A 17,320-nucleotide genomic window follows, 5' to 3' on the forward strand; every position below is an offset into this window, starting at 1 on the left:
GAACTATGGTATAATGAAAGAATGAAGTACCCAAAAATTAATTTAAAAGAAGTTCGCCAGCAGGCTAGACAATTTCAAGCTGAGCATCCTCGTCTACTGCTTGTCTTTTTATTACCAAGTATCATCTTGATTCTATCCAGCTTTATAAGACCTTTATCCCTATTGGATGAAGGCATTCTTGAACAGTCCTTCTTGAGTTTTCTAGGGATCACAATCCAGTCTGCTCTCTTTCCGATAGCCGTTGGATTTACAAGTTCCATCATCCTAGCTGGTGCCCTCTTTACCACGATTAATCTCTACAGAATTTCTGAGATTGAGCTTTCCTTTAAGGATAGCTTGTCCTTGCTTGACAACCGCTTCTTTACCCAGACATTTCTAACTCTATTGCTCAAGCGTTTCTATCTCTTTTTATGGAGCATCCCTAATCTTTTTGGAGTTTACTTGCTCTTTTATAGCAGTGCCATGGCTCGTAAATTTGTGGAACTTCATCCCGAATTTCCATCTGTCGACGTGACAAATCCAGATATCGAACACTTCCTGCTCACTTTTGCGCTCTACTTCTTTGGTAGTGTCCTTGTAATGATTTTGGGAACCATTCTCTATCTTCCGCAATACTATGCTTATTCCCAAGTTGAGCTACTCCTATGTGACACCCTTGCAATTGGAATTGCTAAACCAAGTCGTGTGCTACATACCAGCCGCTTTCTCATGAAAGGCTATAAGTTCCAACGCTTCGTCCTTGATTTACAGCTACTTCCATGGTATCTCCTTATCTGGATAAGCTTTGGAATTGCAAGTATTTCTATCTTCCCTTATATCTACAGTAGCCAAATCTTCTTCTATCAAAGGTTACTTGAAATCAAGCGGAGAAAAGTTTAAGATCAGTTATTAAAAACCAGCACCTTCATAGAAAGTGCTGCTTTTTTTATTTTAACCAGAACTACTCTCCAAAAATATAAAACAGTCTCCTCGTCATGTTTCTATAAGGCTTTTTATCTATATTTATGCCTGGATTTTATTTACGCTATCTAAGAATTTGAAAATAAAAAAGAAGTGGAAACTGAATCAGTTCCCAACTTCTCATTCATTATTAGTTCATTGATACGTGAACGTGGTCATAGTGGTTTTCTGTTACGCTACCACGATCTGGCATTGGATTCCAAGTGTAGGCTGGTCCGTATTTGCTATCGTATGGTGCGTAGAAACGTTGTTTCCAGATGATGTAGTTGATTCCACGGCTAGCCATATTTTGGATAGCATAATCTGCAATTTGGTCACCGAGAGCTGAGCTAACTGGGACCATGAAGTCAATCGCTAGACCTTTTCCGTGGTCACCTGGATCTCCTGGACGGTAACCACTAAATGATGTGATACCAAACAAGTTAGCTACTTCTTCTTTAAATGCAGCTGTTTGTGGTTGAAGACCTGCATTTTCAGATTTTGTTGCTGCAATAGTTGCATAATCAGGAGCCGCTGGTGCTGTATAAGTTGCTGATGCACCTTGACTTGGTTCAGCTTGGTAAGTTGCTGGAGCCGATTGAGCTTCTGTTACAGCCTCAGTTGTTGCTTCTGTAGTCGTTGTTTCTTCAACTGTTGTAGTTGTTTCAGCGGCCGTAGTTGTTTCCTCAACTGTTGTAGTTGGTTCAGCAGCCGTAGTTGTTTCCTCAACTGTAGTTGTTGGTTCAGCGACCGTAGTTGTTTCCTCAACTGTAGTTGTTGGTTCAGCGACCGTAGTTGTTTCTTCAACGACAGGTGCCGCAGCTTCAGTTGTTGCTTCTGACGATACTGTAGTTTCTGCTACAACTCCAGTTGTTGCTTCTGTTGTAGTTGTCTCCTCAACAGTAGTCGTTGTTTCTTCAACTGGTTGTGTCAAATCTTCGACTTGAACAGTTTGTTCATCTACTGTTACTTGATTCGTTGTTAAATCTGCTGTTGCACTTGCTACATCAGAACCAACTTCTTGAGGTGTATAAACCTCAACCTCTGTTACTTCCTCATTGTCGTTCACAGTTGTAGTCAGTACAGTTTCTGGGAAAATCAAATCAATATTAGTGATTTTGTTCAAGTTTGCAAGGACATTTAAATCTACTCCCAAAGCCTCTGCAATCGTGCTTAGGGTATCTCCGTACTTAATTGTGTAACTTGTTTTATTTTCGCTTTTAGCAACATCGTTTTGAATTTGCTCAACTGAACGTGGTGACCATACAATTTCTTCTGCTTGAGTCGCCAAGGTAGGGGCAAGTGATAGAGCTACTGTTGATGCTAAAATAATTCGTTTCTTCATACTATTCAAACTCCTTTTCAAATGTAGTACCTTTCTATCATAACATAAAGAAAAAAGAAAAAAAGCCCTTTGGGGGCTATTTAATAAAACTGTCTAAGCTCTGTAACAAACTACATTAATTGAAATAGTTTGTATGATTTTTGTCACAAAGCTGACATATTCTCTTTCATAAAGAGAGAGAAGGAATATCCGCTAAACAAGAAATCTGATGATTGCAATCCACCGGAGTTCCAAGGAAATTGATACTCTGAATGCTACTATTCTGAGCAAATTCGATATCCAAAGTACGGTCCCCTATATAATAGGTGCGCTCTGGTTTTAAATGGTATTTGCTGATAAGGTAGGTCGCTGCTTCTGGACTTGGTTTACGAGCAAAACCGCTCTGGCTTGTCAAAATTTCTGTGAAATAAACATCCAATCCCAAATCTCGTAAAATAGTCAAGGCATTATCGCCTTTGTGGGTGTAGACAAATTGCTGAATTCCTTGCTGATTTGCCCAGGCTAAAACCTCGCGCGCCCCCGGCATCAAGATGACCTGGGCATTCTTTTCAGCCAAGCTCTGAGCACGGACTTGATTGAGCCTATCAACATCCAAGCCTCTTTCTTCTGCCACTTGCACTAGTAAATCCTGGACAGAGTATTTCAAGATAAAAGCTCGAACTTTTTCCTTGTCAAAAGGAATGGAAAACAGTGCATAGGTTTCCTCAATCCCTGACAAAATAGCTTCATAGGAGTCCAATAAGGTCCCGTCTAAATCCCAAATAAAAGCCGTTTCTTGCATTTCTTATCCTTTCAATGTCATATAAGATTTGTAACGATAGCGTAGGAAAATCCAACGGAAACCATTATCCAAAAGCGTTCCTGCCCAGATACCAGGCAAACCCCATCCAAGAACAATTCCCATCAGGTAACCAGTTCCAATACGGATGCACCACATTCCAATACTTGTCGCATAAAAGGGAAGTCGGGCATTTCCCAAACCTTGCCAGACAGCTGTATAAATAACCGTCCCCGTTGTCATAGGAGTCCCTAAAAGTGAAAAAAGAGTCACTAAAACACTGGCCTCAATAGCCGCAGGATCGCTGGTGTAGAGATAGCTTAGTGGTGTCCCGAGAGCATAGATACTAAGCGTTAAAGGCAACATAAGAAAGAAAGACAGCCAAAAAGTTTGCTTACTTAGTCTGCCCACCCTTGCCCAATCATTCTCCCCAACTGCTCGAGCCACCTGCATGACTGTTGCTGTCGCAACACCAAAAGCAGGCATATAGTTGAACTGAGTCAAAACTTCACCGATAGCATTTCCCGCGACTGCCTCCGTCCCAAAGGAAACAACCAAGGCAATTATGACTACATCACCAGCCCTCATCATGAGACGTTCTCCCGCTGCAGGTAAAGCCAAGGTCAGCAGGTCTTTATCCAGCCCAAACATCGGTCTCATATATGGAAGTTTTAATTGTGACCACAAAATTACAACCCCGACCAAACGAGACAAAATAGTCCCGCAAGCTACACCAGCTATCCCCATATCAAGGATAAAAATGGCGACACTTGAAAAAAGGATATTTAAAGCATTGGATAAAAAACTAACATAAAGCGGAAGTCGAGGATTTTGGGTAGCGCGAATCAAGGCTCCTAGACTAGTCATCAAGCCCAAGAGGACGATTGCCCCACCGACCAATGCTAGGTAAAGTCCACCACTCTCAGCTACAGACGCTTCTGTTCCTAAAAGGCCAATCATCTCTCGTCCTGCAAAGATGGACAAGCCACCTAAAATTAAACTCAATAGCAAGGTTATCTTGAGAGCTTCTGTCACATGGTAGGCTAGTCTAGACTGATCTTTCTGTCCCAAACTTTTTGATATCACACTAGAAATTGCTGCTCCTAAGGCAATAAAAATAGCCTGATAAATGGTGATTATGTTTCCAGCTACAGACACACCCGAAATGGCGATCAACCCCAGATTAGCTACCAAGTAGCTATCTACCATCCCCATGAGCATCTGCAAGAAATTTTCACCCATGGCAGGTAAAGCTATGTTGAGAATATCCTTATTTTTCTTAAACAATCCTTCCTCCTGATGAAAAGAAACTCAGTTAGTTTCCCAACCGAGTTTACTTCCTCTCTTTTAAAGTCCTAAATAAGATTCTACTGCTGCCTGCATATCTGCCGCTGCAACAGTTGTCTTGTGACGAACTGGAGCTATTTCGAGGCCATCAACTGCTGGTGGCACTGTCACTCCTGAAATTTCGTGCAACTGAGCCAAGGCCTCAAAGTCGCTTAAACCTGATTTCCCTGTTACAGCTTCTACTGCAACTACTGGGAATTTATATGGGCTAGCTGTTGAAGCAATCACGGTCTTAGTCACATCACCTGTAGCTGCTTGGTATTTTTTATATACGGCCGAAGCAACTGCTGTATGAGGGTCCTCAATATAAGCATCTGCCTCATAAACACGCTTGATTTCTGCTGCTGTTTCCGCTTCCGTCGCATACTCTGCTGCAAAAAGGTCAAGAATCTCTGCATCAAAATCTGTCAATTCATACTGACCTTGGCTATTCAAAGCATCCATAAGTTCAGTTGTCTTAACTGCATCATTTCCCAAAAGATGGAAAATCAAGCGCTCCAAGTTTGAAGAGACCAAGATATCCATAGATGGACTAGTGGTTACCTTAAACTCACGCTTCTTGTCATAGACACGAGTTTTAAAGAAGTCTGTCAAGACATTGTTGTCATTTGAAGCACAGATTAGCTTGCCGACCGGTAGGCCGATTTGTTTAGCGTAAAAGGCAGCCAAGATATTGCCGAAGTTTCCTGTCGGTACGGTGAAGTTAACCATGTCACCAGCATTAATTTCGCCAGTTTTAACAAGCTGAGCGTAGGCATAAACATAATAGACAATCTGTGGTACCAAACGACCAATATTCATAGAGTTAGCTGATGAGAACTGGAGCTTGTTGGCTGCCAATTTCTCACGAAGAGCCACATCATTGAACATATGTTTCACGTTTGTCTGAGCATCGTCAAAGTTCCCATCAATAGCGACAACATGGGTATTTTCGCCCGTTTGAGTGGTCATTTGCAACTCTTGTACCTTGCTGACACCGTCTTTTGGATAAAAGACGATAATTTCAGTACCTGGAACATCCGCGAATCCTGCCATAGCAGCTTTCCCAGTATCTCCAGATGTTGCTGTCAAGATGACAATCTTGTTTTCCAAACCGTGTTTCTTAGCTGCCGTTGTCATAAAGTATGGCAAGATGGACAAGGCCATATCCTTGAAGGCAATGGTTGAACCGTGGAAAAGTTCCAAGTTGTATTGACCATCAAGTTTTACAAGAGGGGCAATTGCTGGTGTATCAAACTTGCTGTCATAGGCGTTGGTGATACAATAGTCCAACTCTTCTGCTGTAAAGTCATCCAAAAAAGCTGACAAGACAAGCTTAGCTACTTCTTGGTAAGAAGCGTCTTTCAATGTGTCAAAATCCAAATCAACCTTTGGATAGCTCACTGGAGTAAACAAGCCTCCATCTGTTGCCAAGCCTTGCAAAATCGCTTGGCTGGCTGTTACTGTATTGTTCGCATCACGCGTTGATTGATAAACTAATGTCATAAATCTCTATCCTTTATCTATAGTCTCATCCATTATAACATGATTTTTCAGAAAATTCTCCCTTTATAAGAAAATTATAGAGTCAATTCTTCTTTTAAAGGCTCTAAGTAAGTCATTTCTCTCTGACCTCTCCTCTCAAGTCCTTGCTCTGCTATAGCCAGCAAGTCTTTGGAGAACTGGACAATCCCAGCTGTTTCTTCATCTGTGAGGTGTTTCTTAGAAAATTGTCTTCTCAAAGACTTGTAGTCACGACCAAAACTTTCAAAGAAAGGAGCTGTTTCTAGGTAAGCTTCAAGCTTGTCTAGATTTACCAACAAACCAAGATGAAAGGCTGCTGAAGCAAAGGTACGGTCTAGCGGCTGTGTACAAACACTACGAAATTCGACCGTTCCTCGAGTTGTTAAATCTTGGAATTGGTAGCTACGGTGCGTTTGGAAATCCTTTTCTAGAGGGGCAAGCAGAGTCTCTTTTCCATTTAGAGTATAAGCATGGATCTCATCAGTAGCTAGATAATCTCTAGCTTGAATCGGAGAAAAATAATAGGTTTCTCCATCTCGTTCTGCTGTAAAAATCGCAGAATGGTCTAAATAATCAAAGAAATCATCCTCATTTTGAAATAGTTTTGCATTGACACCAACATTCTCTGGATAAATCCCATGCATAGAGTCTTCCCAAAAAATATCTCGTGAAATCTGGGTGTCCCAGTCCGCTCCAGAAAACTCAGAATTGGCAAACAGGTAAGCTTTGGCTGCCTCTATCTGTGTGAAAGCATTGATGACACGTAGGTAGTTATCGGTCGAAACATCCAACTGGACTTGACTCCCGCAGATGAAGGCTCCGTATTGTGGAAAGTCATGTAAATGCGCACTTTCTTGGTGACTCCCCATACTCAGATAATCCATCAGCATCTGATAGCGTGGATAAGCCACAGGTCGGTTGTCATTTTGATTCCAATTTGGGTGAATCCCCCAACCCTGGATAGCATGATTCTTTTCGCCTAGCTTTTCTTGGATTACCTTCATATAGGCCTGAAAACGTCCTTCAACCTCTTGGATATTCTGAGCCCTACCAAAGGCAAACTCCAAGGTTGTATAAGAAACTTCAAACAAAATCCGATCTTGACTCATCGGTTCTACAAGTTGAATCGGATTGCCCTCCTGGTCTACCTTTTCAACTTCCAAACTGAGAGCATCCACCAAAAAGCGCAGCAAGTCCTTGCTGACTTCAATATCTGTAGGTTGGCCTTTCGTATGAACAATAGGAAACTCCAACTCAATACCGATATAGAGATCTGGATTTTCTTTGATATTTTTTAAATAGCGGTCTTTTAATAACTGAATTGAAGGGGACATACATACCTCTCACTCTAACTTCTCATACTAGAAATAAATTACTCTCTATTATACCAAAAATCAGAGATAATCTTGTCGAAAACAAACTTTTTACAAAATAAGGGCAGATTTGGAATTTATATTAAATTTTACATGTTTGCTTTTAAAACCTCTTCTAAAAATGTTGATATATCAATATCTTTAAAAATCATTACTCCTATAATTTTTGTATAATTTAATTTAATTTGTTGATTTTTTTATGAAAACGGTTTATACTTAGTTAGTCTTAAAGTTTTCTTAAACTACAAGCCAAACATTTTATAAGGAGGAATGACAATAATGAGTATCGGAATCATTATTGCGAGTCACGGTGAATTTGCCGCGGGTATTCATCAGTCAGGATCTATGATCTTTGGTGAACAAGAAAAGGTTCAAGTTGTAACCTTTATGCCAAACGAAGGTCCAGATGATTTATACGCAAAATTCAACAATGCTGTGGCTGCATTTGACGCAGAAGATGAGGTTCTAGTCTTGGCTGACCTTTGGAGTGGTTCTCCATTTAACCAAGCTAGTCGCGTAATGGGAGAAAATCCTGAGCGTAAATTTGCCATCATCACAGGACTTAACTTGCCGATGTTAATCCAAGCCTACACCGAACGCCTGATGGACGCTAATGCTGGAGTGGCTAAAGTTGCTGCAAACATCATTAAAGAATCCAAGGATGGCATCAAGGCTCTTCCAGAAGAGCTAAACCCAGCTGAGGAAGTTGCAACTGCTGCAGCCGCTCCAGTTGCCCAAGCTGCTATTCCAGAAGGAACTGTTATCGGAGACGGTAAATTGAAAATCAACCTTGCACGTCTTGACACACGTCTCCTTCACGGACAAGTCGCAACTGCTTGGACACCAGATTCAAAAGCAGACCGTATCATCGTTGCTTCAGATAACGTTGCTAACGACGAATTGCGTAAAGAGTTGATCAAACAAGCTGCTCCTAACGGAGTAAAAGCTAACGTTGTACCAATCAAAAAATTGATTGAGGTTGCAAAAGACCCTCGTTTTGGTAACACACACGCCCTTATCTTGTTTGAAACACCTCAAGATGCCCTTCGTGCTATCGAAGGCGGTGTACCAATCAAGACTCTTAACGTTGGATCAATGGCTCACTCAACTGGTAAAACAATGATCAACAACGTATTGTCAATGGACAAAGACGACGTTGCTACATTTGAAAAAATGCGTGACCTTGGTGTTGAATTTGACGTACGTAAAGTACCAAACGACACGAAAAAAGATTTGTTTGACTTGATTAGCAAAGCTAACGTTCAATAATTAACATTAAATAGAAAAGGAATAAAACCATGTCAGATATTTCAATCATTTCTGCTATCTTGGTTGTAGTTGTTGCCTTCTTCGCAGGTCTTGAAGGTATCCTCGACCAATTCCAATTCCATCAACCAATCGTAGCATGTACCCTCATCGGTCTTGTAACTGGTAACCTCGAAGCAGGGGTTATGCTTGGTGGATCACTTCAAATGATTGCCCTTGGTTGGGCTAACATCGGAGCAGCCGTAGCTCCTGACGCTGCTCTTGCTTCTGTTGCTGCTGCAATTATCATGATTAAAGGTGGTAACTTTACTACTGAAGGTATCGCAGTCGCAACTGCAACTGCAATCCCTCTTGCTGTAGCTGGACTTTTCTTGACTATGATCGTTCGTACAATCTCAGTTGGTTTGGTTCACACTGCAGATGCTGCTGCTAAAGAAGGAAACATTGCAGCTGTTGAACGTGCTCACTACTTTGCCCTTATTCTTCAAGGTCTTCGTATCGCTGTTCCTGCAGCCTTCCTTATTGCTATCCCAGCTTCTGCTGTTCAAGACGCTCTTGGTTTAATGCCAGACTGGTTGAACGGTGGTATGGCTGTCGGTGGTGCCATGGTCGTTGCCGTTGGTTACGCTTTGGTTATCAACATGATGGCTACTCGTGAAGTATGGCCATTCTTCGCTATCGGTTTTGCTCTTGCAGCAATTTCTCAATTGACTTTGATTGCCCTTGGTGTCATCGGTGTTGCGCTTGCCTTCATCTACCTCAACCTTTCTAAACAAGGTGGAAACGGTGGCGGAGGAGCTGCAACTTCTAACGATCCAATCGGTGATATCCTAGAAGACTACTAGAAAGGGGAACAATCATGGCTGAAAAAATTCAATTATCAAAATCAGATCGCCAAAAAGTTTGGTGGCGTTCACAATTCCTTCAAGGTTCATGGAACTACGAACGTATGCAAAACTTGGGTTGGGCTTACTCTTTGATCCCAGCTATCAAGAAACTTTACACTAAAAAAGAAGACCAAGCAGCTGCTCTTGAGCGTCACCTTGAATTCTTCAACACTCACCCATACGTAGCTGCTCCAATCATGGGGGTTACTCTTGCACTTGAAGAAGAACGCGCTAACGGTACTGAAATCGATGACGCTGCTATCCAAGGTGTTAAGATTGGTATGATGGGACCTCTTGCTGGTATCGGTGACCCAGTCTTCTGGTTTACAGTTCGTCCTATCCTTGGTGCTCTTGGTGCTTCACTTGCTGCAACTGGTAATATCGTTGGACCACTTCTCTTCTTCTTTGGATGGAATGCAATCCGTATGTCTTTCCTTTGGTACACACAAGAGTTTGGTTACAAGGCTGGATCTGAAATCACTAAAGACATGTCAGGTGGTATCTTGAAAGACATCACTAAAGGAGCTTCAATCCTTGGTATGTTCATCCTTGCCGTTCTTGTACAACGTTGGGTATCCATCAACTTCACTATCAACCTTCCAGGTAAACAACTGTCAGAAGGTGCCTACATCAACTTCCCAGAAGGTGCTGTTACAGGTGGAGAATTGAAGGGAATCCTCGGCCAAGCACTTAGTGGTATGAGCTTGGATAGCGTTCAACCACAAACACTTCAAGGTCAGTTGGACTCATTGATTCCAGGATTGATGGGACTTCTCCTTACTTTCCTTTGCATGTGGTTGCTTAAGAAAAAAGTATCTCCAATCACAATCATCCTTGCCCTCTTTGCAGTTGGTATCGCAGCTCGTTTCTTCGGTATCATGTAATCTCGGCGAGAATGTACAAACAAAAAAAGAATCAGGTTTATCACCTGATTCTTTTTTATTTTCAATTATTCTGCCAAGGCACCCATTGGATCCCATGGTGCAAGCACGATTGGTTCTGCTTCATAGGCAGCTTGTTCTTCTGCTGTCAGCAATTCTTTACGTACAACGATTTGGTAAGTGTATTCGTCCATCCAAGCATCTGAGGCAACAAAGTAACCATCTGTACCGACCTTGTCTCCCCATGAGTTTTCAACTTTCCACTTAGTTGATTTACCATTTTCATCCAAATCAACACCTGTCAAGACCATAGCGTGGGTCATCAAGCTTTCGCTGTAGTCCAAACGTCCTGCCTTGTCTTGAGTGAGTTGAATGTCCATACTTGATTCAAAGTCATAAACATCTGTCGCAAGGATTCCTGCTTTACGGTTGCTGAGCTGGCCGACATCTGAACCAAACCAGACAGTTTCTCCTGTTTGCATTTGGGCAATGGCCAATTCTTTCAAGCGTTCCATCGGTACGTTGATGTAGCGAACTGCACGGCTACCAACAACATTTCCCAACATCTCAACTGTGTAAGATCTACCGTAAGGTTTATCAGCAGTTGGAGCATTGATCACAGAAACATAGTCTTCTAGTGGAAGGTCAACGTATTTCTTGTAAAATTCTTGTGGCGTGATGCCTTTTTCGCTTTGGTAGTTGTTATCCTTATCGCGATAAGCAAAGTTAAACTGACGTGGTGGGAGACCTAGTGACATGGCAAGGAAATTAAAGATTTCTTGCAAGAGGTCTTCTTTCTTAGCTTGAACAGTCGCTTGGTCAGCGCCAGAAGCCAAGAGGTCACGCAAGATTTGAGCATCTTGACGAAGCAATTTGTTAAGGATTGCATTGAGCTCACGGCTACTGCTAGATGAAACAGACTCTGGATAAACAGACTTAGGAACGACACCGTATTTCTCAAAGAGAGAAACTACCATATCCCACTGACCACCATCTTGTTGTGGGGTTTGGAGTAGGAAGCTAACCTTGCGGCTTGTCAATTCTTGGTCAGCAGTCGCAATGACTTGCTCCAAGAACCAGTTAGATTTTTCATACTTGTCCCAGAAGAAGGTGTGGGCTTGTGACAATTCAAAGTTTTCTAGTTTGTATTGAGAGATGAGTTTGTGGCGGAAAGTATTAAGTGCCGCAAACATCCAGCAACGACCAGATGCTTTCTGGTTAGTGACCTTGTCCTTAGTCAAGTCAAGTGAGAAAACAGGTGTGTTGTCTACATGGCTTTGGCGACGCTCTAGGGCTGCAAAAATTCCATTGTGACTGGCAGCATTTTCGATAGCTTGGTATTTTACATTTGCTTCATAGTTGGCAAATAATTTATCTGTAAATGATTCTTGAATCGCGTTCATAAAATCCTCCTTTTTTCTTACTGTCTATTATAACGCTTTTCACAAAGGAAGCAACCAAAAACTGAAAAAGGTAGGGATATTTCCCCTACCTTTTCCGATTATCCAGTTTATTGAACACTCTCAAGCAACCCTTCTAGTTCTTCCTTGGTTAAACGACGCCATTCTCCACGTTTCAAATCCTCATCCAAGGTCAAAGTTCCCATGGTTAAACGTTGCAAGTCCACAACTTCCTTACCACAGTAGGCCACCATCCGTTTGACCTGGTGGAATTTCCCTTCTGCAATAGTCACTCGAACCAGACTTTCAGCCTTTTCCCTATCAATAGACAAAAGCTCCAGTTTGGCAGGCTGACAGGTAAAGTCCTTGAGCGGAATGCCTTGCGCAAATGTCTCAACATCTGCATCTGTCATCATTCCCTTGACCTGCGCCAGATAGGTCTTATCCACATGGCGTTTTGGTGAAAGAAGAGCATGAGCCAGCTTGCCATCATTGGTCAAGAGCAAGAGTCCATGCGTATCGATATCCAAACGTCCTACAGGGAAAACTTCCTTGGCACGTGCATAGTCATCCAACAAATCCAAGACTGTCTTGTGTTTAGGATCTTCAGTTGCTGAAATAACACCCTGGGGCTTGTTCATCATATAGTAAACAAACTCCTCGTAGTCTAATTTTTTACCGTCAAAACAGATCTCGTCTGTCTCTTCATCAATTTGTAGCTTTGCAGATTTTTCTTTCTTGCCATTGACCGTCACGCGCCCAGCCTTTAGAAAGTTTTTGACTTCCGTCCGGCTTCCTACTGCACAGGCAACTAAAAATTTATCTAATCTCATAGGGCTATTATATCATAAAAAGAGAGCGGTTTTCGCTCTCTTTTTCTCGGATTATCTTTCTCCAATTTATTTTTTAATCATACCTTCTATCCCTTTGAAAAGAATTTCTGATATAGCTTTTGGATAGCCTTCATAGCCATTCTGTTCTGAAAGGGCGTCGATGATATTTCTAATTTGACCATCTAAGATAATGGTTACAGCAGGAACGAGTTCATCTGAACCTTCTTTTTTAAACATTTCTTGCATAATTGATACTTTGTTACTCATATTTACTCCAATCTTTTTTAAGAATTTTATTCATAGTACTCCACGAGACTTACTATTCATTCTCACCTTCCGCAACCAAATCATATGGAAGATTTTCACTAGTTAAGTTTTTTAATCACTTTATTCCTTTTATGTACATTATTGACCACACAAATGTAGAGAATGAATAAGAGAACCGAATAAATCAGCAATCCTAAAAACTTTGCATAGACCAGGTAAACTATCAAGGAACCTATCAAACTGATACTACTAATACAAATAAATAAGAAAGCAAGATTTCCATTTTTCTTTGCTATTTCTAAGAACTCTGAGTACTCAATATCTGTAAACAATGCCGGATATAAATCCAAGTCTTTGTCATAATAGTCAACTACAAATTTCCCTATGAGCAAGGAAAGACAGGAACATAGAATGAAGCTAGAATATTTGATAGTAGGGATATCAAAAATGGTTAAACCATTCAGCAATCTAATAATGGGGAGAGATAGCAAAGTGAGTCCAAGAGTGTAATAGTGTTGATTCTTAGAGGTTCTTTCGAGAATGGAAAAGTAAAGTCTCTTTTCTTTTAAGTCATAATAGACTATTTTGTTTTGATACAATCCTAGATTAACTAGTTTCCTATTGTTTTTCATTCTTTTAGTCATTGTTCAACATCTCTTTCTCAAACCACTGGACTTCCATTTACTCTAATCTCAGAAAATCTCTAGCTCACTTCTTATACTAGAGAAATCTTTCCCCTTTGTCAACATTTCGCCGGTGTTTGCCCTTTATTAGAAACCATTCTCACTTCGAGTTCGCAACAAAAAAAAGCCGCCTGATTGGGCGACTTAATTTTTTTATAGGGAGATTATTATGAAAAAGTTTTAGGAGTATAAGTTAAGGTCTTCTTAACTTATGAGATAAGTATACAGCTCCTATCTTAAAGTTTCCTTAAGTATTTTTAAATGTGAGATTTTTCCATTTTACTTGCCAGTTTTTCTTAGATAAACGCTGTTGATAAAGCTTCATCCGGTCGTCATTTTCTAAAAAATGGGGAGTTGGAGAAACCTGAAAGTTCAAAATATCCTCTAAACCATAAGGAGCAAAGAGCTCTAAAGTTGCATCAGCATGCAAGCGAAGTCCTATCGCTGTACAACGTTCGGGATATTTACTCATAGCGTCACAGGAATTCACATACGGTTCCGTATGGGGACTATGCTGATGCATATAGGCTTGATTCTTCAGCTCCCATTGATACTCGGGAAAATCCTCTCTCAACTTGTTTTCTATTGCCAGCGTTTCTTCATAACTCACCTCTGGGTCAAAGAAAATGACATCCACATCCGTTTCACGGTCAAAGGCTGGTTTATCTGACAAGAGATTCCAAATAAAATTTCGAACTGAACCAGCCGCCAACCAAGAATCTTTCAACTCCAAGTCACAGATGATAGTCAGAATAGCCATCATGTCAGGATTTTCTCTGAAAGAGTCTAAGATTTCAGTCTTATTTTTCAATATATTCATACCCTAAATGTTCATAAGCCTTAGCTGTCGCGACCCGTCCTGAACGAGTTCGCATGATAAATCCTTTCTGGATCAGGTAAGGTTCATACATATCCTCTACTGTCTCACGCTCTTCGGCGATATTAACCGAAAGAGTTCCTAGACCGACAGGTCCGCCGCCATACATCTCAATCATGGTGCGAAGGATTTTTTGGTCTACATAGTCCAAACCTTCATGGTCTACATCCAGCATAGTCAAGGCCTTATCCGTAATGACATCATCAATCAAGCCATCGCCCATAATCTGGGCAAAGTCACGCACGCGCTTGAGAAGACGATTAGCAATACGAGGAGTTCCACGACTGCGTAAAGCTAACTCGGAAGCAGCTTCATGGGTGATTTCCATCTCAAAGATATCTGCCGTCCGCTCGACAATCTCTGTCAAGTCAGAATGGGTATAATATTCCATGTGACCTGTAATCCCAAAACGGGCACGAAGAGGATTTGAAAGCATCCCAGCTCGTGTCGTTGCCCCAATCAAGGTAAATGGTGGCAAATCTAGATGGACACTACGACTAGCTTCTCCAGCACCAATCATGATGTCAATGTAGAAGTCTTCCATGGCACTGTAAAGTACCTCTTCTACCGACATGGGCAAGCGATGAATCTCATCAATAAAAAGAACATCTCCTGGCTCCAAGTCATTCAAAATCGCTACCAAATCACCGGCTTTTTCGATAACGGGACCAGATGTCTGCTTGAGATTAACTCCCAATTCATTGGCAATGACAAAAGCCATGGTTGTTTTCCCGAGACCTGGAGGGCCAAATAAAAGAACATGATCCAGCGCCTCATCACGCATTTTTGCTGCCTCGATAAAGATTTGAAGCTGATCCTTGACCTTGTCTTGTCCGATATATTCACGTAAATATTGGGGACGGAGGGTACGTTCTACCAACTCCTCATCACCCATGATTTCATTATCTAAAATTCTACTCATGTTCCTATTATAGCAAAAATCCAGCCTACAAACAAAAAAGCCACCTGATTTGGTGGCTTCTTTAGGGAGATTATTATGAAAAAGAAAAGTTTAGGATTTCTATTAAATAAAGTTAGGAGGCCTTTACTTAATAACTATATGATACAAGAGAAGACTTAAAGTTAGCTTAACCTATAAATTTTATTTTTTTGCTAGAGATTTTAACTACTAGCAGCCAAAGCAGAAAAGTTAGGAGGCAGATACTCACCACTATTAAGTATGTTTCTTCCTTTGTTAAAAGGTTCTGCCAATTAAGCCGGATTCCTAATTTTTCTTGAAACTCTTCTAATAAGCTACTATTCCCCATAAATGTAGTTTCTAATTGCTCCTTCATTAAGACCTGTCTATAGAGAGAAGCAAGATAGGTAGCTGGTGTGCACTTCATGAGAACTTGAGCGAAGTTAGGAAGAATTCCCATTGGTACATAAGTTCCTACTAAAAATCCTGAAGCTGTACCTACAATTGTAGCCAATTTACCCAGACTATCTACTGACTGGAAATGATAAATCAAGAGTACATTTACCAATGTTGAAAGGAGACTACTTAGCAGCATGATTAAACTTATTTCAAATAGCTTACTCATAGCTGGAATTTCTTGAAAATAAAGGCTCATAACAATAAGCATAAAGGCTTGCATAACAAAGGAAATGATAAGGCTACTAATAAGATAAGACAGTTGCAAGCCCCAGCTCCCTAAATCTGTCAAAAAGAGATCCTGATCCACTTGATTTTCACGGTCTTGTACCATCTGGGTCAAAGCTGTAAAACTGGTTGTAATCCCAGTCACAGCCAAGGTTCCACCCATCAGCCAGTTATTTAAAAGGCTCTTATTATCAGGAAGTTGGGACCAGGCATCCATCAAATTTTTCTGCAAAAAAATGATATAGAGTAGAAAGGAAATCAAAGCTCCCAGTAATGAGAAAAAGACTCCTGAACGATTACGAAAATACAACAAAAAATCACGTTTTAATAAGGCTAACATTAGCGCACCTCTCTTCCTGTAAGGGCTATGAAGGCATCATCCATAGTTCCTGGACGAAATTCAAAGCTAGCAATCTTCTCACGAACTTGGGTCAAATAATCAATAGCTTCCAATTGGCTCTTAGGATAAAGACTATACTCAAACTCATTTTCCTTTTCCACAGGCATATTTTTAGGTAAGAATTTCTCCACCTGCTTGTCTTTAAAACAAATTTTTAAAAGATTGGAAGCGTACTCACTTTTAATTTCAGCAGCAGAACCTTGGGCAATAACCTTTCCATGATCTATAATATAAAGTTGATCTGCCTCATCTGCTTCATCCAGATAATGAGTCGTTAAGATAATAGTCATCCCTTCATCTCTTTGTAGACGATACAATAAATCCCAAATGGATTTGCGAGTCTGAATATCTAGTCCAGTCGTAGGCTCATCTAGAAATAAAATTTCGGGATTGGCTAGGAGAGCCCGAGCAATGTCAACTCGACGTTTCTGTCCTCCTGATAAAGTTCCATAAAGTTGTTTCTGAAAAGCAGTCAACCCTAGTTGATTGATTAAATCTTCCACACGACCACCTTTAATCCCCTTATACTGCTGAGCGCGAATGGCTAGGTTTTCTTTGACCGTCAACTTTTCATCCAATACACTTGCTTGAAAAACAACTCCAATCCGAGTATTGGGCGCATAGATGATTTGACCATTAGTTGCTCTTTTAAGTCCGATTAACATTGAAATCGTGGTCGATTTGCCAGCCCCATTAGGTCCTAAGATTGCGTTAAAACTTCCTTTTTTAAACTCTAAATTTATATCTTTTACTGCTGTATGGTCTCCATAGTTCTTAGTGAGGTCTTTTGCTTGTAAAATCATATTTCCTTCCCCCTTTTTTACACCTTCAGTCTAACAAAAAGGAAAAAGAAAAAATATAGTTTGGTGCTATGTGGTCGAAATGGATGATTATGTGGTCAATTCTACCTTAAAACTTCTGCATTTGAACATAAAAAA

At 40.8% G+C, this 17,320-nt stretch carries 16 protein-coding genes; 4 read left to right on the forward strand and 12 right to left on the reverse strand.

Annotation, left to right across the window (positions count from 1 at the left end; genetic code table 11):
- Positions 1–21: 21 nt before the first annotated feature.
- The gene (locus tag HMPREF1481_RS08655; protein WP_016466287.1) at positions 22–879 is read left to right on the forward strand and encodes a DUF975 family protein; all 858 of its coding nucleotides are present in this window, start codon (positions 22–24) and stop codon (positions 877–879) included.
- A 211-nt stretch (positions 880–1,090) separates the two neighbouring features.
- On the opposite strand, the gene HMPREF1481_RS08660 is transcribed toward HMPREF1481_RS08655, so the two are convergent.
- The 5 genes from HMPREF1481_RS08660 to HMPREF1481_RS08680 all read right to left on the reverse strand — a co-directional run bounded on the left by HMPREF1481_RS08660 (position 1,091) and on the right by HMPREF1481_RS08680 (position 7,246).
- A complete protein-coding gene (locus HMPREF1481_RS08660; protein ID WP_016466288.1) occupies positions 1,091–2,284 on the reverse strand; it encodes a LysM peptidoglycan-binding domain-containing protein in 1,194 nt (397 codons plus the stop codon).
- 166 nt (positions 2,285–2,450) lie between these two features.
- Positions 2,451–3,065, reverse strand: coding sequence for an HAD family hydrolase (locus HMPREF1481_RS08665; RefSeq protein ID WP_016466289.1), 615 nt, complete (start codon positions 3,063–3,065; stop codon positions 2,451–2,453).
- A 3-nt stretch (positions 3,066–3,068) separates the two neighbouring features.
- Positions 3,069–4,349 (reverse strand): MATE family efflux transporter, encoded by a 1,281-nt coding sequence (locus HMPREF1481_RS08670; protein WP_016466290.1) that lies wholly within the window; start codon positions 4,347–4,349, stop codon positions 3,069–3,071.
- 60 nt (positions 4,350–4,409) lie between these two features.
- Entirely contained in the window at positions 4,410–5,894 is a 1,485-nt protein-coding gene (gene thrC / locus HMPREF1481_RS08675) for a threonine synthase (RefSeq protein WP_016466291.1), read from the reverse strand.
- A 74-nt stretch (positions 5,895–5,968) separates the two neighbouring features.
- The gene (locus HMPREF1481_RS08680) at positions 5,969–7,246 is read right to left on the reverse strand and encodes a hypothetical protein (RefSeq protein WP_016466292.1); all 1,278 of its coding nucleotides are present in this window, start codon (positions 7,244–7,246) and stop codon (positions 5,969–5,971) included.
- A 318-nt stretch (positions 7,247–7,564) separates the two neighbouring features.
- Between HMPREF1481_RS08680 and HMPREF1481_RS08685 the strand changes: the two genes are divergently transcribed.
- From HMPREF1481_RS08685 to HMPREF1481_RS08695, 3 genes are read left to right on the forward strand one after another with little or no spacing between them, the layout of a single operon-like run.
- Positions 7,565–8,554, forward strand: coding sequence for a PTS sugar transporter subunit IIB (locus HMPREF1481_RS08685; RefSeq protein ID WP_016466293.1), 990 nt, complete (start codon positions 7,565–7,567; stop codon positions 8,552–8,554).
- A gap of 29 nt (positions 8,555–8,583) precedes the next feature.
- The gene (locus HMPREF1481_RS08690) at positions 8,584–9,396 is read left to right on the forward strand and encodes a PTS mannose/fructose/sorbose transporter subunit IIC (RefSeq protein WP_016466294.1); all 813 of its coding nucleotides are present in this window, start codon (positions 8,584–8,586) and stop codon (positions 9,394–9,396) included.
- Positions 9,397–9,410: 14 nt separating this feature from the next.
- The gene (locus HMPREF1481_RS08695; RefSeq protein WP_004250646.1) at positions 9,411–10,322 is read left to right on the forward strand and encodes a PTS system mannose/fructose/sorbose family transporter subunit IID; all 912 of its coding nucleotides are present in this window, start codon (positions 9,411–9,413) and stop codon (positions 10,320–10,322) included.
- A 65-nt stretch (positions 10,323–10,387) separates the two neighbouring features.
- Here HMPREF1481_RS08695 and pepC read toward each other — a convergent pair whose 3' ends face one another.
- The 7 genes from pepC to HMPREF1481_RS08735 all read right to left on the reverse strand — a co-directional run bounded on the left by pepC (position 10,388) and on the right by HMPREF1481_RS08735 (position 17,185).
- Positions 10,388–11,722, reverse strand: a complete 1,335-nt coding sequence (gene pepC / locus HMPREF1481_RS08700; protein ID WP_016466295.1) for an aminopeptidase C — start codon at positions 11,720–11,722, stop codon at positions 10,388–10,390.
- Between the two features lie 107 nt (positions 11,723–11,829).
- Positions 11,830–12,552 (reverse strand): pseudouridine synthase, encoded by a 723-nt coding sequence (locus HMPREF1481_RS08705; protein ID WP_016466296.1) that lies wholly within the window; start codon positions 12,550–12,552, stop codon positions 11,830–11,832.
- 66 nt (positions 12,553–12,618) lie between these two features.
- The gene (locus HMPREF1481_RS08710) at positions 12,619–12,819 is read right to left on the reverse strand and encodes a hypothetical protein (protein ID WP_016466297.1); all 201 of its coding nucleotides are present in this window, start codon (positions 12,817–12,819) and stop codon (positions 12,619–12,621) included.
- Positions 12,820–13,749: 930 nt separating this feature from the next.
- On the reverse strand, positions 13,750–14,322 hold the full coding sequence (locus HMPREF1481_RS08720) for a nucleotidyltransferase family protein (protein ID WP_016466299.1): 573 nt from the start codon (positions 14,320–14,322) through the stop codon (positions 13,750–13,752).
- Positions 14,303–15,301, reverse strand: coding sequence for a Holliday junction branch migration DNA helicase RuvB (ruvB, locus tag HMPREF1481_RS08725; protein WP_016466300.1), 999 nt, complete (start codon positions 15,299–15,301; stop codon positions 14,303–14,305). Before ruvB ends, HMPREF1481_RS08720 begins: the two co-directional genes overlap by 20 nt.
- A 166-nt stretch (positions 15,302–15,467) precedes the next feature.
- The gene (locus HMPREF1481_RS08730; protein ID WP_016466301.1) at positions 15,468–16,322 is read right to left on the reverse strand and encodes an ABC transporter permease; all 855 of its coding nucleotides are present in this window, start codon (positions 16,320–16,322) and stop codon (positions 15,468–15,470) included.
- Positions 16,322–17,185 carry an ABC transporter ATP-binding protein gene (locus HMPREF1481_RS08735; protein ID WP_016466302.1) on the reverse strand — a complete coding sequence of 288 codons (864 nt, stop codon included), beginning with the start codon at positions 17,183–17,185 and terminating at the stop codon, positions 16,322–16,324. Before HMPREF1481_RS08735 ends, HMPREF1481_RS08730 begins: the two co-directional genes overlap by 1 nt.
- Positions 17,186–17,320 lie beyond the last annotated feature (135 nt).

This window comes from Streptococcus sp. HPH0090, assembly GCF_000411475.1.
Lineage (GTDB): Bacteria > Bacillota > Bacilli > Lactobacillales > Streptococcaceae > Streptococcus.

Excerpts from the sequence above, each read along its gene's own strand:
- ruvB (WP_016466300.1), bottom strand. The coding sequence starts at position 15,301 with ATGAGTAGAATTTTAGATAATGAAATCATGGGTGATGAGGAGTTGGTA.
- HMPREF1481_RS08710 (WP_016466297.1), bottom strand. The coding sequence starts at position 12,819 with ATGAGTAACAAAGTATCAATTATGCAAGAAATGTTTAAAAAAGAAGGT.
- HMPREF1481_RS08730 (WP_016466301.1), bottom strand. The coding sequence starts at position 16,322 with ATGTTAGCCTTATTAAAACGTGATTTTTTGTTGTATTTTCGTAATCGT.
- HMPREF1481_RS08735 (WP_016466302.1), bottom strand. The coding sequence starts at position 17,185 with ATGATTTTACAAGCAAAAGACCTCACTAAGAACTATGGAGACCATACA.
- HMPREF1481_RS08655 (WP_016466287.1), top strand. The coding sequence starts at position 22 with ATGAAGTACCCAAAAATTAATTTAAAAGAAGTTCGCCAGCAGGCTAGA.
- HMPREF1481_RS08705 (WP_016466296.1), bottom strand. The coding sequence starts at position 12,552 with ATGAGATTAGATAAATTTTTAGTTGCCTGTGCAGTAGGAAGCCGGACG.
- pepC (WP_016466295.1), bottom strand. The coding sequence starts at position 11,722 with ATGAACGCGATTCAAGAATCATTTACAGATAAATTATTTGCCAACTAT.
- HMPREF1481_RS08695 (WP_004250646.1), top strand. The coding sequence starts at position 9,411 with ATGGCTGAAAAAATTCAATTATCAAAATCAGATCGCCAAAAAGTTTGG.
- HMPREF1481_RS08680 (WP_016466292.1), bottom strand. The coding sequence starts at position 7,246 with ATGTCCCCTTCAATTCAGTTATTAAAAGACCGCTATTTAAAAAATATC.
- HMPREF1481_RS08720 (WP_016466299.1), bottom strand. The coding sequence starts at position 14,322 with ATGAATATATTGAAAAATAAGACTGAAATCTTAGACTCTTTCAGAGAA.
- HMPREF1481_RS08685 (WP_016466293.1), top strand. The coding sequence starts at position 7,565 with ATGAGTATCGGAATCATTATTGCGAGTCACGGTGAATTTGCCGCGGGT.
- thrC (WP_016466291.1), bottom strand. The coding sequence starts at position 5,894 with ATGACATTAGTTTATCAATCAACGCGTGATGCGAACAATACAGTAACA.
- HMPREF1481_RS08690 (WP_016466294.1), top strand. The coding sequence starts at position 8,584 with ATGTCAGATATTTCAATCATTTCTGCTATCTTGGTTGTAGTTGTTGCC.
- HMPREF1481_RS08665 (WP_016466289.1), bottom strand. The coding sequence starts at position 3,065 with ATGCAAGAAACGGCTTTTATTTGGGATTTAGACGGGACCTTATTGGAC.
- HMPREF1481_RS08660 (WP_016466288.1), bottom strand. The coding sequence starts at position 2,284 with ATGAAGAAACGAATTATTTTAGCATCAACAGTAGCTCTATCACTTGCC.